Raw genomic sequence first — 16264 nt, forward strand, 5'->3', positions numbered from 1 at the left:
ACCTAAAAACGATAGCTAAGCTGAGCATAAATACTTCTACCGATTGCTGGCACCAAAGTACTGCCATCATAATCTTGATAGTATTGATCAAAAATATTGTCTACACCCGCCGATAAAGTAAGACCTTTAGCAAAACGCGGTTGCCATTGATAACTTAAGCCCAACAGTGCATAACCTGGTACTTTAGGTGTATTATTAGGCACATAGTTTTGCGCTAAGGCATAATCAAAACGTGTCTGCACAGTGCTATCGATCATCTTAATCGGCACAGCCAATGCAACCATTCCCTTAGCTTGTGGAATAGGTAAGGCACTGCCTGAAGGAATGATCTTGCCTCGATCATTAGTATATGCTGATTTGGTTTTCCCACGCGTATACGTGAAATTAGTCATTACATCAAACCAGTTGGTTTGATAGCCCGCTGATAAGTTAAATCCATAGATCTGCACTTTGGAAATATTAATGTTTTGATTAACTGCTGTTGGTGGTAGTGGTGGGTTAATAATAAGACTAACGTTACTATTTAGAATATAATCATCAATGTCATTTAAAAACACGTTGCCTGAAACACTTATTTTTTGTGTATCGGTTAAGTCTTGAGCATACACAAAACCAATTGTTTTATTATGCCCAATTTCAGGATTAAGGTTGGGACTTGGGATAAAGCGTAAAAATACATAACTACTATAAGGATGATTTCCACCTAAATATAAGTCTTGAATCGATGGAATTCGATAACCTTCTGTATAACCAATGTAGACCTTAAGTGGCGTAATAACCTGATAGCTGATACTGGCTTGTTTAGTGAAAAATGAGCCATCGCTACTCAAATTACTACTTTGACTTTGATAACCATTAAATCGACCACCAATCGTTACATTTAGGCTTGAAATAATATCCCAACTATCTTGCAAATAGAAACTATAAAGCTGTTGGGTTGCGGTTGGAAAATTTGCACTTGTATTACTGTTATAACCATCATAACCATTAATAAAGTTATATTCACCACCATATAAAAGCCTCTGCTGAATAACTTTTGTATTATTCGAAAACATCACGCCTGTAGTGTTGACATTTATATCTTGAGGCAAGGCATAACCATTACCATTTGTAATGGGGGAAGAACTAAAATGATTCTCGTTATAATAGGCTTTGAAATTCAAATCAACATAAGGATTATTAGGGTTAAATCGATAATTCAGCATACTTTGAGTTTGGAAATAATTAAAGTTAGAGCTTGGATTGGTAACTGAAGTTTGTTTATTTACCGTTGCAGGGTAAAGTCCTACATTTTGCATCGATAAAAAAGAAAGCTTTAACGTTTGTGCTTGCGAGATATTCCAAACGGTTTTTGCTAAATATTGCAGTTGATTACTTGCTGAATCAGATAGGGTTTGACCATTACTTAAACGAACGTTATTATTTCGCACACCTACGATGTCAAATAAATAGCTTACATCTTTTGTTCTCAAAGCAAGACCAAGATTAGCATTACCGCTTTTATCACCCGTTGCCCCTTCTATTGCCACTTTACCACCAAAATTTTGATCATTTAAAATATCACTTGGCTCTAATGTCACAAAATTAACAGCTCCCCCCAGGTTACCATTTCCATAAGTAATATCACCACCAGATTGACTAGCTGAAACTTGTTTATATAAGCTCTGATTAGGTAATAGTCTTGTCTGATTATGTCCAAAAGAAGCCAGATTATTATTCACACCATCAATACCTACAAACACACGATCATCTGTGAGTCCTCCAATACTAACAGACTGTGAGATTGGTCGATTACCACCTATAGTTTGTACACCTGCCATTTCATTTAAAGCATGAATAGTTGATCCTACAGGATTACTAGGTGTTTGTACTGATAGATTAGGTAATACCCTATCATTATCAGATGCTAGTGGTAGGGATATTGCTTTGTCTTTTAACTCTTCTGGCAAAGCTTTTTTAATTGCAAGCACTTGAATTTCATCTAGATCTAACACTCGCTGTTGTTCATTGTTTTGCTGTACTGCATGTGTGGCGTTAGCTATTATCAGCACAATAAAACTTACCAATAATTTTTTCTTCATCGCTATTTCCTGTTTAAATTTGAAGGTTTTATTAAAATTCAAAGATAGTGATAAAACTCAGATTATTTATTAACTTGTATATCTGCTGTTTTTAAGCCGAGTGCTTTCACAAGTGCAAATACCTGCAATATTGTTTGTAATGGCAAATCTTTGTTAGCAGCAAGGCTTATACTATTTAATTTTTGTGTCTGCTGCTTGGTTTGTAAATAAGCTTTCAATGAATCAAGCGTATTAAAATGCATACCATCAACCCTATAATCATCATTTGCTTGTAAATAAATGGTTACTAATTCAGTCTTAGTTTGTTCTGTCACATTGCCCTTGATTTCTGGCAATGGTAACTTGATTACATGCTGGATAGGTCCTGCTAATAAAACAAACATCACCAATAAAACCAAAATAAAGTCTAAAAGAGGAATTAAGTTTGGCTCATCTACCTCAAGACTTGCATGTTCATAATGACTGTGACTAATAATCATAAGGCGACTTGTGTTTTTAGATTAACCATATTGCTTTCTTTTTGCTTAAGCTTCCGCTCATGTTGACGATCTAAGCTAAGCAGCAAGTAATTCAGTGCTTCCTCGCAATTAGCAAGGTAGCGCTCACTATATTGACGGAAGCTATAAAAAGCGAGCAAACTCATCAATGCTAAAGCGATACCAAAGGCAGTGGCATACATTGCTTGAGATAAATACGTGATCATGTTATGTAACCCATTACCATCTAGCGATTGTGCTAAAGCTGCAAAAGAATGACTCATGCTCCAAATTGTTCCTAAAAGCCCGAGCATAGGTGAAATAACTGCAAATAGGTTTAACCAAATAAGTGGTCGTTGCATACGTTGACGCTGTTTCCTAAGCAAAAGACAAAGCTCACTCTCAGCAATGTGTTTTGATTCGATAAAGAGTGGTTTTATGTATTTTAACAACGGTTTTTTAAGCTGACCTAAGCATGCATTAAGTTCTTTCTTATTGTCTTGATTGATTGCTAAAATCATATCAGAAACTCGTTTTAAATTTAGCTTTGGCAAGCTCAAAAAAGTTAATGCTCTTTCGATGCAAAGTGCCACAATAATAAAACTTACCACCAACATGGTATATCCGATTACACCAAATTGAGTAAAAAGATGATTCATGACTGTTATACAACCTTTTCTAAAAACGTTTGTTCATTCATCGCCTGTTGCTGCTTTGCTTTTTTTGTCATTGCAACCAAAACGGCTCTTAACATCGACATATTGGTAACAACATGATCAAAAGAAATGTAATGATTCTTGTGTGTGCTTTGTAGCCACATTCCCTCCTGATCAAAGTAAATCATTTTAATGTCCGTATCTTTATCTTCTTTTTTAATGGCAAATAAATCACAATAAAGATGAAGTGCTGCTTGGTGATCTTGATTCATATGCTCAACCGCACTATTGATCATTTGTAGATTAAACGTTTGTAACAGGCAAAAATCCTCTTTAACTACCCAGTTGATATCGCCAAACCCACCAATAAAGCGAACTTTTTCAATTGTTAGTCTATAAAAATGAAAATCGTGCATTTTATCTTGATAATGTGCTGAATCAGGGAAAAACTGCACATAAATTTTAGCTGCCTTTTCTTCATCTTGAGAAGGCACTAAACGTCCCATTATTGTCACACGTCCGGCTTGTTGAATATCTTGTTTATCATCCTCAATCACTGTTAAAGACACCTTATCATCTTTAGCAATGTTACGTGTATGCTGAGCTAACTTACTGATATATAAAATCAAATCTCCTTGTTCATCAAAAGCATACTGCACTAAAGAACCAAATGGGTAGCCTGGCATAGCAATAGATTGAGTTGCTAATACACCATAAAGCTTTTGTTTCGCCAATTGTCTTGCCCGTATTGCAATTTGTTGTTTTTTACGTTCACTTGTATCTGATGATACTCCATGAACTGATAATTGTTCCTGCGTCATAAATGTCTCCTAATAAGAATGATAACCACTATCAAATAGTGGTTAAATGATAATGGTTATTATTTTTAAATCAATAAAAAATGAAGTAATTTTTTAAAATTTTTAAATTGTGTAGCTATCTATATTTTCTATCATTAAAAACCTTTTAAGAGACAAAACCATTTGGTATGCTTCTAATCAAGACTTCGATAATGAAAGAACAATGTTCGATCCCCTGTGCAACATAACTGCTATAAGCGGCTAGCAAAAAAAGGGAAGAGTGATGATTATTTGCAATTTTAACATATGCCATAAACATTAAACTTACTAAACATCTAGAGAATAGTGCTTCATATAGATTTTCAACTGAATGTTGAAACTGTGACAGAATTTCCAATTTACATGGGAATTATCTCTATACAGTTTCTAAAGAATACTGAGTTTAAAATTTGATTTTTATCTATATCAGTTTCTAACTCATATAAAGGACGGATAAGTCCATAAAACAAGCTAACATGCTTCAATAATACCAGCTGCCCCCATACCAGTACCAATACACATTGTAATCATGCCATATTTTTTACCAGTGCGCCTTAAGCCATGTAATGCTTTCACCGTCAAAACAGCACCAGTTGCACCCAATGGGTGACCTAATGCAATTGCCCCACCACAAGGATTCACTTTAGCCTCATCAAGTTTTAACTCATTCATAACTGCTAATGACTGCGCTGCAAAGGCTTCATTTAACTCAATCCAGTCAATATTTTCCAATGTAAGATTGGTTTGTTCTAGCACCTTTGGAATCGCTTTGATTGGTCCAATGCCCATAATACGTGCTGGGACACCAGCCACAGCAAAACCTAAAAACTTTCCTAGTGGCTTCAAGTTATGTTTTTTAAGATATGATTCACTGACAAGCACTACAGCAGCAGCACCATCTGAAACTTGTGAGCTATTACCTGCTGTAACAGAACCGCCTTCTGCAAATACAGGTTTTAGCTTTGCAAGTGCTTCAAGGGAGGTATCAGCACGCGCACCTTCATCTTGTTGAATAACTTTCTTGTGATCGATGATTTTATCTTTTGCTTCATCTGGCTTTCTATGATGCACTTCAACAGGAACAATTTCATCTTTTAAATAACCATTTTCAATTGCACTCAATGCTTTTTGATGACTTTTTAATGCAAACTCATCTTGTTGTTCACGAGAGATATTCCAATCTTTTGCAACATTTTCTGCGGTAATCCCCATTCCATAAGCAATAGCTACATTCTCATCTTTTGTGAATATTTCACTACTAAACGAAATATTATGTCCACCAAATGGAATCATGCTCATTGATTCAATCCCACCTGCAATAGCAACCTCCATATTGCCCCTGGCAATTTCATTAGCAGCAATCGCAATCGATTGAAGCCCTGAGCTACAATAACGGTTAATCGTAAAAGCAGGCACTGAATCTGGCAATCCTGCTAAAAGCGTTGAAATACGTGCCACATTCATCCCTTGCTCACCTTCTGGCATCGCACATCCTATGACAACATCACCAATATCTTCAGGATTAATTCCTGACTCTTTTACCGTTACGCTTAATATATCTGCTAATAAATCATCTGGTCGCTTCTTAGCAAAACCGCCACGCTTACCTTTTGTGACAGCCGACCTTTTAGCAGCAACAATATATACATTTTGTTCACTCATCAGAACACACTCCCAATTTTAATTTTCTTTAACTGGAGTGACTTATGCTTTTGCAATTTTTTATCGTTAAAAGTAACAACGTGAGTCACTCCAGTTATTTACATCAACTTGATTAATTTTAATCCAGTCAAACCTAATTTCTCAATGGCTTCCCAGTTTCTAACATATACTGCATCCTCGCAGCACTCTTCTCAGACAAAGCAAGTTCAACAAAGTTTTCAAGCTCGCGTTTCAGTAACCAATCCTCAGACACTAATGTATCTTTTTCAATTTCACCACCACACATCGCATCAGCAAGATTTGTTGCAATCTTATAGTCATGTGCTGAGATCTGATTACCATCACGCATATTCACTAAAAGACCTTTCACTGTTGCAATCCCCGCTTCACCAAAGACTTTGACAGGCAGTTTCAATGGTGGTTGATATCCACAATAGGCAAGGTATTTAGCTTTTTCAATTGCAACACTTAAAATTTCTTTGCTATTCATTACAACTGTATCGCTTTCACACAAAAAGCCCATTTCAATTGCTTCATAAGCACTTGTTGCTACTTGCGCCATTGCTAAATTCTTATAACGTTTTTCAAATTCTTTCCAAGGATCTTGAGCAACTGATGCACGTTTTGCCATCTCTTTTGAACCACCCCAGCCAGGAATAATGCCAACACCTGCTTCCACTAAACCAATATAGCTTTCATGAGCAGCCACAACTGCATCGCAGTGTAAAAGAATCTCGCACCCACCACCAAAGGCAAAGCCTTTTACCGCTGCTACCACTGGGATTTTACTATAACGCAACTCTTGAGTGATGATTTGATGCCCCTTTTGAATAACCTCATACACAGCATCTTTACCATTCATCATGAACTTAAAGCCAAATTCCTCAAGGTTTGCACCTGCTGAAAAAATATCTTGTTCTTGCCAAATGACCATTGCTTTTAATTTTTGCTCGACAATCTTGATGGCTTGTGAAATGCCATCTAATACATCCGAACCAATTGCACACATTTTACTTTTAAAGCTTAAAATGCCCACCTCACCATCAATTGTCCATAAACGTACGCCTTCATTCTCATAAAGTGTCTCTGCTAGAATATCGCTATGCTCGTTAAACACATAATCTTGAATCAATTGTCGATCATATACCGGTAGTTGCTTGCGTGTTATCAAAGCATTATTTGCAAAGCTAAAGGATTGATTGTCACCATAAACCCCCTCTTTTAACTCGTGCACCCAATCTGGTAATGCTCGCGCTGACAAAGTCTTACCTAACCTAATATCTTCCTCTATCCAATGGATGACTTTGTGCCAACCTGCTTGCTGCCAAATTTCAAAAATTCCCTCTTTCCAACCAAAGCCCCAACGAATCGCCAAGTCCATATCTTTAGGATAATTTGAAATTTCACCTACAAGACAAGCTGCGTAATGAAAGTTATCTCTAAAACATGACCATAAAAATTGTGCTTGTGGGTGATTTAGATTTTTTAATTTCTCAAGTTTTACTGACCAGTTTTTTTCAGCCAAAATTTCTATTACTTCTTTATCTGGCTTTTGATCAGATAAACGATAGGTTTTGGTTTCTAAATCCAATACTTTTAAGCCATCTTTTTCTTTAACATAGAACCCTTTTTTAGTTTTCTGACCAAAAGCACCTTGCGCCAGTAGCAAATGAATCCAGTCTGGCAGTTTATATACCTTCTCCCAACCATCTTTAAGATTGTTTGCCATTGTATCGACCACGTGACCAAAGGTATCAAGCCCAACAACATCTGCTGTTCGATAAGTTGCACTTTTAGCACGCCCTAGCTTTTTACCCGTTAAACCATCAACAACTTCCAATGGAATATTAAATTTTTCCGTGTAATAGCAAGTTGCCAACATAGAAAAGACGCCTAAACGGTTTGCAATAAAATTTGGAGTGTCTTTGGCACGAATAATGCTCTTACCTAATTTTTGCACCAAAAAGGTTTCGAGCTCATCTAATACTTCTGGCTTGGTTGTATGATGAGGAATAAGTTCAACCAATGGCATATAGCGTGGCGGATTAAAAAAGTGTACCCCACAAAAACGTGCATGCAGTTGTTCTGGCAAGCTTTTAGTTAATGCCTTAATACTTAATCCTGAAGTATTAGACGCAAGAATCGCTTTACTTGAGACATATGGTGCTATTTTGTGATATAAATCCTGCTTCCAATCCATCCTCTCAGCAATTGCCTCGATAATTAATCCACAATCTTTCAATTTCTCTAAGTCGTCATCGTAATTCGCCGCGGTGATATAGTGTATCGCTTTAGATGAACTAAATGGTTTAGGATTGAGTTTCTTGAGTTTCTCAAGTGATGCTTCAACTAAAGCATTGGCTGAGCCTTGCTTTGCTTTTAAGTCAAATAAAACAACTGGAATCCTAGCATTACCAAAGTGTGCTGCAATTTGAGCCCCCATGACACCTGCTCCTAAAACCGCAACCTTCTGAATACAACGCTGAGCTTGCATCTCACTTAATAAGGGTTGATTTTGAGTATGACTATTTTCTTGTTTAGCTGATACCGACATTTTTGGTGCAATTTCTACTTTATCACCAAAAACAGATAAATAGCCTTTCATTGCCTCTTCTTTGCTTTGCCCCTTGATCGAATTCCAAGCCATCCACTTTGCGCGCTCAACCATTTTTAACACCGACGGGCATTTGCCATCAACATCACCCACTGTTGCCTGTTTATAAAAGGCGTATAGTTTTAATTTCTCAGTGTTATCTGGTTTGAACTCAATGGTCGCATTGCGTACTGCTTTTACCATTTCATTAAACTTTTGCTCCAACTCACTCATTAAGGGTCTCCTGTAATTACGCATCTGCATACGCTTTTTTAGTTGATTTGGCTTCATCCTTTGATTTATACCTTGCTTCATACGCTTGTTGCCACTCTGGGTGGGCATTTTTAGGTCCTAAAGCATAAGGTGCAAATTCATCTGTTTGAATTACATCATTAACGCGCTTTATAACATCTTTAAGTAACACAACTTCTTCATCATTAATCACATTATGTTGTTTAGCTTTTTCAATTAAGCTCATCCATGAGTTTTTCGGTAAAGTGCCTGATTTTATCGCATCTTTAATCTTCTTTTGCACAGGCATGGCTTGAAGAACTGCTTGATAAGCAAGCTCCATACGCCCAACGGGATCTTTATCATCTTTTGGCACAAAGCACATATCCTTCATACGCTTACGCGTATTTTCATCTTTTAGCAATGCCTGAGCAAGTTTATGATCAAGTTTATCATTTGGCTTTTTATAAGGCTTACCATATGGAAATGCAATAAAACGTAACGCACTACCTAAAGCTTTATTTGGGAAATTGCTCAAGGTTTCAATAAGCGCATTTTGTGCTTCGTATAAACAATGCTGCAAGCTCCAACTAACAAAAACATCATCAGCTTTCTGCTCCCCATTATCTTTATAATATTTTAAAACCGCACACCCCATATACAAATAACTCATCACATCACCAAGACGTGCTGATAAACGTTCTTTACGCTTTAACTCACCACCTAATGTGATCAAAGCAACGTCATTAATAAAGGCATAAGCTGAGCTTAACCTGGTAATACGCTTGTAATAAAGATTAAATTTAGAGTCGTATCCTTTAGCAGTTATCCCACAACTTAACCCATACCAAAAAGTTCGTAGCTTATTCTTAGTCAAATAACCAATGTGTTTTTTCATCAATCGTGAAAAAGTTTCATAGCCCTTTTTTTCATCTTGATTCATTAAACTCTCAGATTCATCACGCACGTAAGGGTGACAACGCATTGCACCTTGTCCAAATATCATTAAGTTACGTGTCATGATGTTTGCACCTTCAACGGTAATACCAACAGGTGTAGCCTGATAACCTCGTGCTAAATAATTATTGGGTCCCATAATAATGGCACGTCCTGCGTGGATATCCATAGCATGATTTAAAACATTACGTCCAATTTCAGTTAAGTGGTATTTAGAGATTGCTGATGCAACAGAAGGCTTCACATTCGCATCTACAGCCGCAACGGTAAATTGCCTTGTTGCATTGGCAATATAGGCAAGCCCTCCCATTTGCGCTAGTTTCTCTTCTACACCTTCAAAGTAACCAATAGGTGATTTAAATTGCTCGCGTACCATACTGTAAGCTGAGGTCATAACCGTTGATAAAAGTGCATTGGCTGTGCCACAAGCAGGTAGAGAAATCGCTCGCCCAATGGATAAGCACTCCACTAACATTCGCCAGCCTTCGCCAGCCATTTTCTGCCCACCAATGATCCAATCAATCGGAATAAATAAATTTTTACTTCGAATCGTGCCATTCATAAATGCCTGTGACAAAGGATACGCCCGATTACCAATTTCAAGACCTGGGTGATCATGTGGCAAAAGCGCGCAGGTAATTCCTTCTCTACCAACATCTGCTAATAATTTATCCGGATCATACAGTTGAAATGCAAGCCCCACTACTGTTGCAATCGGCGCCAAGGTAATATAACGTTTATTAATGTTTTCTAATTGAATGCCCAATACTTCACGACCATTATAATTAGCTTTACATACCACTCCTTTATCTGGAAGTGAAGTAGCATCAGAGCCTGCTGTGGGTCCAGTTAATGCAAAACAAGGAATATCAATTCCTTTAGCAAGTTTGGGCAAAAACATTTGTTTTTGTTCATCAGTCCCATAATGATGTAAAAGCTCACCTGGACCCAAAGAATTGGGCACCATCACTGTCACTGCAGCTGAAACACTCTTTGTAGCAATCCTCATCACAATTTCTGAATGCGCTGCTGCTGAGAACCCTTTTCCTCCATACTCTTTACGAATAACAAGACCAAAAAAGCCATTCCTTCGCAAGTAATCCCAAACTTCAACTGGTAAGTCTCGATCTATATGAGTGATCTTCCAATCATCAAGCATGGCACAAAGTGCATTTGTTTCTTTGTCTAAAAATGCTCGCTCTTCCTCATTTAACTCAAACTTTTTTGCACTATGTAATTTTTCAAAATCAGGTCTCCCCTGAAAAACTTCTTTTTCATACCAACAATCTCCGGCATCAAGTGCAACTTGTTCTGTTGCTGAAATCGGTGGCATGGACTTTTTGCTTGATTTATAAATTTTTTTTATCATGAGCATACTTCCTTATCTTAAGTTTTTAAATTTTAAATTAAGCACTGGCAAAACCCTTTCACTTCCTCGTACAAGACTTAATTAAAACCCCATACTAGCTATACGCACATTGACTGGAGTATTATCCATTTAAATACCCAAGCAATATAACAGCGATTTTGTAAAAAATTAAGCACCAGCAGCTAAAATATTATGAAAAATCATAAATTTACATTGCAAGGCAGCATATTCAAACGAAAGCACAGTGAATTTATTTACAACCAGCTAATGCTATGTCTAAAATATCAACTTCTTAGTTTGTTATTAATGGAAAGGAGAAATTAATATATGTCAGATAAGTCATGGATTAAAAATTACCCTAATAACGTTCCTACTGAAATCCCACCTTCGACTGAAACGTTAAATTCAATGCTAAAAAAAGTCGTACAAAAATATCCTCAAAACATCGCCTTATCATGTCATGACCATGATTTAAGTTTTAAACAAATCGATGATTATGCCAATCGTTTTGCTGCATTCTTATATCATGAACTTGGATTTAAAAAAGGCGATAAAATTGCGATTATGTTGCCAAACTTACTCCAATTTCCCGTAGTATTGTTTGGTATTTTAAAAATTGGTGGCATTTTCGTAAACATTAACCCACTTTATACTGCCCATGAAGTCAAGGAAATTATGGAAGACTCTGGCGCTCAGGGAATTATCGTACTTAGTACATTTGCACATTTAGCACAAGAAGCAAAAAAATATTTACCTCAATTAAAACACATGATTGTGACTGACTTAGTCGATCTTTACTCCTTCCCCAAAAAACAAATCATTCATTTTATTGCAACTTACATTAAAGGCATGAAATGTCATTATGATAAAACGCAATTTCATACTTTAAGCTCAGCTTTGAATTACTCTAAAACATTTGATGAAATAAGTGTAAAAGTCTCTTGTGATGATATGGCTTGTCTTCAATACTCAAGTGGTACAACAGGCAAACCAAAAGGTACTATTTTATTACACAAAAATATTGTTGCTAATATCGATCAAGTATGGAGCTGGATTGGCAGCTCAGTCGAATTAGATAAACAAGTAATTATTGGTGCACTACCGCTTTATCATATTTTTGCACTTACAGCCAACTTATTTACCTTCTACCTAGCGGGATCAAAACAAGTACTTATCCCTAATCCACGCGATATTAAGTCACTTGTTAAAACTATGCAAAAAACGCCTTTTACGATTTTTAATAGTATCAATACACTATACGCCGCACTTTTACACAATGATGCCTTCCGTCAATCTACTTTTCCACATTTTCGCTATACGTTAAGTGGCGGCATGTCAACGATTAAGCGGGTAGCAGATGATTGGAAAGCAGTAACTGGAGTTACCATAAAAGAAGCCTATGGCTTGTCAGAAATGTCACCAGCTGTGACTATTAACCTTTTTGACAATGATGATGAATTCAACGGCACAGTTGGTTACCCTTTACCTAGTACAGACGTTTCTATTAAAGATGATAACGGTAATGAGTTAGCTACAAATGAAAATGGTGAAATATGGGTTAAAGGTCCTCAACAATCGCCAGGATTTTGGCATTTAGATGCAATCACTAAAGAGCATTTTACAGATGATGGTTGGCTTAAAACAGGTGATATTGGCTATTTAGATGAAATGGGACGCTTAACAATATCGGGACGTTCTAAAGATATGCTGATTGTTTCTGGCTTTAACGTTTTTCCTAAAGAAATTGAAAACACCATTCTAACTATCCCTGAAGTTAAAGAAGTAGCTGTTGTTGGAGCCCCTTCACATTCCAGTGGCGAAAAACCTTTTGCTTTTGTCGTGTTGGAAACAGGCAAATCTATCACTGCCAAAGAAATCACTGAGTTTTGTTATACCCAATTAGCACATTACAAAACGCCAAAAGATATTATGTTTTTACCAGAGCTCCCTAAAAACACCGTTGGAAAAGTGATGAAACAAGAGCTAAAAGAAAAATATATTCTTAATGTAAAAAACTAAAGCACGCTTAAGTCCGCAACCTTCCTAAACATCGCATGCAACCTTTGTAATAGCGCAATGCGATTGTTTTTTAACGACTCATCTTTGTCCATTACCATCACATGCTCAAAAAACAAAGCAAGTGACTCATCTAAAGCAGATAAAGCAATCAGGCTATCGTAGTAAGCTTGCTTGAAAATTGCTTTATTAAGCTTATCTTCCACCGATAAAAGCCCTTGGAACAATACTTTCTCTTGAGTCTCGATAAATAAATTTTCATTGATGTTCAGCTGAGTTTTGATGTTGTTTTTTTCTAATATGTTAACCACACGCTTATTGCTTTGTGCCAACCGTTCGCACACTGGGTGCATTTTGAAACTTATCAGTGCTTGAATACGTGCATCGAAATCCGCAATATTACTATACTCAACAGCAAGGACAGACTCAAAGATTTCACTTGTAACACCCTCGTCTTTATAAATCACTTTTAAGCGATCAACAAAAAACTGCAACAGTAAGTTTTCTAAATCATTTTGTGTATTCAGTTTAGGGTTGAACGTTGCAATCGAAAGTTTAATCAAGCTTAAAAGCGAAATTGATAATTGATGTTCCTTTAATATACGAAGTACTCCAATTGCTGCTCGTCTTAATGCAAACGGATCTTTATCCCCTGTCGGTTTTTGACCTATACCAAAGATGCCCACTAAAGTATCGAGTTTTTCGGCCAATGCCACAGCTTGAGCGACTTTATTTTCTGGCAGTTTGTCTCCTGCATATTTTGGCCAGTATTGTTGCTCTATAGCCTGACATACATCATTGTGTTCACCATGAGCATTTGCATAATACTTACCAATCACACCTTGTAGATTAGTAAACTCATAAACCATGTCGGTCATTAAATCTGCCTTACTTAACATACCTGCACGCTTAGCAAGTAAAGCATCTGCTCCAATAAGCTTGGCTATTTCATAAGCTAAATTTGATATGCGTAGCGTACGATCATAAACCGAACCTAACTGTTGTTGAAAAGTCACGACTTTAAGCTTTTCAACATATGACTCAAGAGGTCTTTTAACGTCAGTATCATAAAAAAATGCTGCATCAGATAAGCGTGCAGCCATAACTTTATTATTGCCTTTAATAACTGTTTGAGGATGACTGCTATCGATATTGCTTATTGTAATAAAATGATTAAGTAACTTACCATTTTGATCAACGATCGCAAAACACTTTTGATGTTCTTCCATTGCTGAAATCAGTGCTTCTTGTGGCACACGTAAAAAGTGCATATCAAAATCACAGCAAAGCGCATGTGGCCATTCAACAATTGCAGTCACTTCCTCAATTAAATCATCATTCAATACAGCTTTGGCATTGAGTCTGTTAGCAATTGTATGTGCTTGCTCAATAATTTTTGCTTTGCGCTTTTGCCAATCGACTAAGACATAAGCTTGCTTGAGCAACTCAACGTATGCTGTTGCATGTGTAATTACCAATGCTTGTGGGTTATGAAACCTATGTCCATAACTTATATTTGCTGTTTTACAACCATAAAATTGAGCAGGAATCACTTCATTTCCAAGCATTAAAACTGCCCAATGAACAGGACGCACAAATTGATGACTCTCATTCCCCCAACGCATGGTTTTAGGAATAGGTAGCTTTTTTAACGCATCTTCAATGATACCTGGAAGCAGATCTTGTATTTTACTGCCAAGTTGTTTGACTTGATAAAAAAGCCGCTTGCCTTTTTTATGGTCAATCACGCTAAGCTCGTCAAATCTAACGCCACAAGCATCAGCAAAGCCTAACGCTGCCTGTGTGGGTTGTCCATTTTGATCATAGGCTTTATCGACAAATGGTCCTTCTTTATCGATTAGCTTATCTTTTTGTATAGCTTGTAAATCTTTGATGAGAAAGGCTAAGCGCCTAGGAGAAGCATAGAAGTTTTTTGCACTATACCCAATCTCAAGTTGATCCAATGCTTGACCAACATGGTTGACAAGTGTTTGCGCCATGCTCTTAAGTGACTTAGGAGGCAACTCTTCTGTGCCAAGTTCAAATAATAAATCAGCTTTATTTAACATACATTTTTATTTTAATTCCATCAATGGCTCGCTATTCTAGCGAGAATAGCAATTAAAAGCAGTAAAAACTATAGCGCTTTTACTGCCAAAATTTATCTCGCTCGCTTCAATATAGAATAGCTGTCACCTTAGATTATTTTTGACACTCTTGGTGATTTGGATCCCATATAATTTTATTATTATCAAAATTCTTAAAGGCATCATGAGCAAAATCATATGCTGACGAGGGTTCCTTATTACGACAAATAATCACAGACTGAAGTTTAGTAGGATGACCCTGATAAAAAGCTTCGCTACCAATCTTTATAACACTTTTGGGAATAACTACAGAAGATAACGGAACGAGCTCAAAAGCCTTATCCTCAATAGTTGTAACATTCTTAGGTATTTTAATTGAAGTGAATGTACTCTGCCAAAAAGCTCCATATTTAATACTTATAACACTATCAGGAATCTTAACTGAAGTTAGTTTTGTGTTAGAAAATAGATTGCTGCTGATAATTGTAATACCCTCAGGTAAGACAGCTGAAGTTAGCTGTGTACTATAGGAAAAAGCATGAAGTCCAATAGTTGTCACCCCATTAGGTATCACTACTGTGGATAGCTTATCGTTACTGGCAAAAGCTCTAATACCAATTGTTCTCACACCATCAGGGATCACAACAGAGGTTAGACCACCAGAAGGCCTTACTGGATAGTTATCAAAAGTAAAATTAGCAATTTCTGTTACACCATAGGGAATCACAACATCGGTTAGTGACCCTGTATAACTTGTTAGGACGTTATTATTATTATTAATAGTCATACCATTTGTATTGTGAACTTGGATAGAAGTATAGAAGCGCTCTACTGTGCCATTTTTATCTTTAACGTCTATTCTAATTTTATGTTCACCCAGCTTAGTATTTGCCGTTGGTTTAAGTTTTACTGTTATATAGTTTTGATTTTGAGCACTCTCAAGTGTGATCCCATCAGAATCGTTTTGAGTTTCATCCGTTACTGTAATCTCGGTATTATCAGAAAACTGGGTATACAGCTTAATCGTTGCTAGTTTATCAAGCTTGTTTACATCTACTGATCTGCCTTTTGTATTATCGATTGTGTCATAATAATAGACAACGTCTTTGTATACTACTTCGCCATTACTCTTAATCGTAAAATCAGCAATGTTGTTTGATGCTAATGAACGCATTGAAGAATCCTTAAAACTGATACTGCATGGCTCTTGATCAAGTAATGATTGACAGTTCACGCCAGTAAGTTCAGATTCACCTATTGTGAATGTAAGGTTCTCTAAATCACGCCCTGATACATT

General features: G+C 36.7%; 10 protein-coding genes. 1 reads left to right on the forward strand and 9 read right to left on the reverse strand.

Annotated elements, in window-relative coordinates; genetic code table 11:
* Nucleotides 1-2: 2 nt before the first annotated feature.
* The 7 genes from DNJ77_RS08005 to DNJ77_RS08040 all read right to left on the reverse strand — a co-directional run bounded on the left by DNJ77_RS08005 (nt 3) and on the right by DNJ77_RS08040 (nt 10864).
* Nucleotides 3-2081 carry a TonB-dependent receptor domain-containing protein gene (locus tag DNJ77_RS08005; RefSeq protein ID WP_116964474.1) on the reverse strand — a complete coding sequence of 693 codons (2079 nt, stop codon included), beginning with the start codon at nt 2079-2081 and terminating at the stop codon, nt 3-5.
* Between the two features lie 62 nt (nt 2082-2143).
* Nucleotides 2144-2560, reverse strand: a complete 417-nt coding sequence (locus tag DNJ77_RS08010; RefSeq protein WP_116964475.1) for an ExbD/TolR family protein — start codon at nt 2558-2560, stop codon at nt 2144-2146.
* Entirely contained in the window at nt 2557-3216 is a 660-nt protein-coding gene (locus DNJ77_RS08015; protein WP_116964476.1) for a MotA/TolQ/ExbB proton channel family protein, read from the reverse strand. The genes DNJ77_RS08010 and DNJ77_RS08015 overlap by 4 nt, the downstream gene beginning before the upstream one ends.
* Before the next feature lie 5 nt (nt 3217-3221).
* On the reverse strand, nt 3222-4034 hold the full coding sequence (locus DNJ77_RS08020; protein ID WP_116964477.1) for a HugZ family pyridoxamine 5'-phosphate oxidase: 813 nt from the start codon (nt 4032-4034) through the stop codon (nt 3222-3224).
* Nucleotides 4035-4523: 489 nt separating this feature from the next.
* The gene (locus DNJ77_RS08030) at nt 4524-5714 is read right to left on the reverse strand and encodes an acetyl-CoA C-acyltransferase (protein ID WP_116964478.1); all 1191 of its coding nucleotides are present in this window, start codon (nt 5712-5714) and stop codon (nt 4524-4526) included.
* A 133-nt stretch (nt 5715-5847) separates the two neighbouring features.
* A complete protein-coding gene (locus DNJ77_RS08035) occupies nt 5848-8541 on the reverse strand; it encodes an acyl-CoA-binding protein (protein WP_116964483.1) in 2694 nt (897 codons plus the stop codon).
* A gap of 16 nt (nt 8542-8557) precedes the next feature.
* Nucleotides 8558-10864 (reverse strand): acyl-CoA dehydrogenase, encoded by a 2307-nt coding sequence (locus tag DNJ77_RS08040; protein WP_116964479.1) that lies wholly within the window; start codon nt 10862-10864, stop codon nt 8558-8560.
* A 327-nt stretch (nt 10865-11191) separates the two neighbouring features.
* Here DNJ77_RS08040 and DNJ77_RS08045 point away from each other — a divergent pair, with 327 nt between their 5' ends.
* Nucleotides 11192-12883, forward strand: coding sequence for a long-chain-fatty-acid--CoA ligase (locus DNJ77_RS08045; RefSeq protein ID WP_116964480.1), 1692 nt, complete (start codon nt 11192-11194; stop codon nt 12881-12883).
* On the opposite strand, the gene glyS is transcribed toward DNJ77_RS08045, so the two are convergent.
* Both glyS and DNJ77_RS08055 read right to left on the reverse strand, forming a co-directional pair.
* A complete protein-coding gene (gene glyS / locus DNJ77_RS08050) occupies nt 12880-14949 on the reverse strand; it encodes a glycine--tRNA ligase subunit beta (protein WP_116964481.1) in 2070 nt (689 codons plus the stop codon). The genes DNJ77_RS08045 and glyS overlap by 4 nt on opposite strands.
* A 133-nt stretch (nt 14950-15082) precedes the next feature.
* Nucleotides 15083-16264: leucine-rich repeat domain-containing protein (locus tag DNJ77_RS08055; RefSeq protein ID WP_157966654.1), on the reverse strand; the 1182-nt coding region annotated here is incomplete at its 5' end.

Origin of the sequence: Fastidiosibacter lacustris (assembly GCF_003428155.1) — a bacterium.
Classification (GTDB): Bacteria; Pseudomonadota; Gammaproteobacteria; order Francisellales; family Francisellaceae; genus Caedibacter; species Caedibacter lacustris.

Bases quoted from the DNA above. Each gene is read 5' to 3' on its own strand.
- DNJ77_RS08040 (WP_116964479.1), bottom strand. From the start codon at position 10,864: ATGATAAAAAAAATTTATAAATCAAGCAAAAAGTCCATGCCACCGATT.
- DNJ77_RS08030 (WP_116964478.1), bottom strand. From the start codon at position 5,714: ATGAGTGAACAAAATGTATATATTGTTGCTGCTAAAAGGTCGGCTGTC.
- DNJ77_RS08005 (WP_116964474.1), bottom strand. From the start codon at position 2,081: ATGAAGAAAAAATTATTGGTAAGTTTTATTGTGCTGATAATAGCTAAC.
- glyS (WP_116964481.1), bottom strand. From the start codon at position 14,949: ATGTTAAATAAAGCTGATTTATTATTTGAACTTGGCACAGAAGAGTTG.
- DNJ77_RS08010 (WP_116964475.1), bottom strand. From the start codon at position 2,560: ATGATTATTAGTCACAGTCATTATGAACATGCAAGTCTTGAGGTAGAT.
- DNJ77_RS08015 (WP_116964476.1), bottom strand. From the start codon at position 3,216: ATGAATCATCTTTTTACTCAATTTGGTGTAATCGGATATACCATGTTG.
- DNJ77_RS08045 (WP_116964480.1), top strand. From the start codon at position 11,192: ATGTCAGATAAGTCATGGATTAAAAATTACCCTAATAACGTTCCTACT.
- DNJ77_RS08035 (WP_116964483.1), bottom strand. From the start codon at position 8,541: ATGAGTGAGTTGGAGCAAAAGTTTAATGAAATGGTAAAAGCAGTACGC.
- DNJ77_RS08020 (WP_116964477.1), bottom strand. From the start codon at position 4,034: ATGACGCAGGAACAATTATCAGTTCATGGAGTATCATCAGATACAAGT.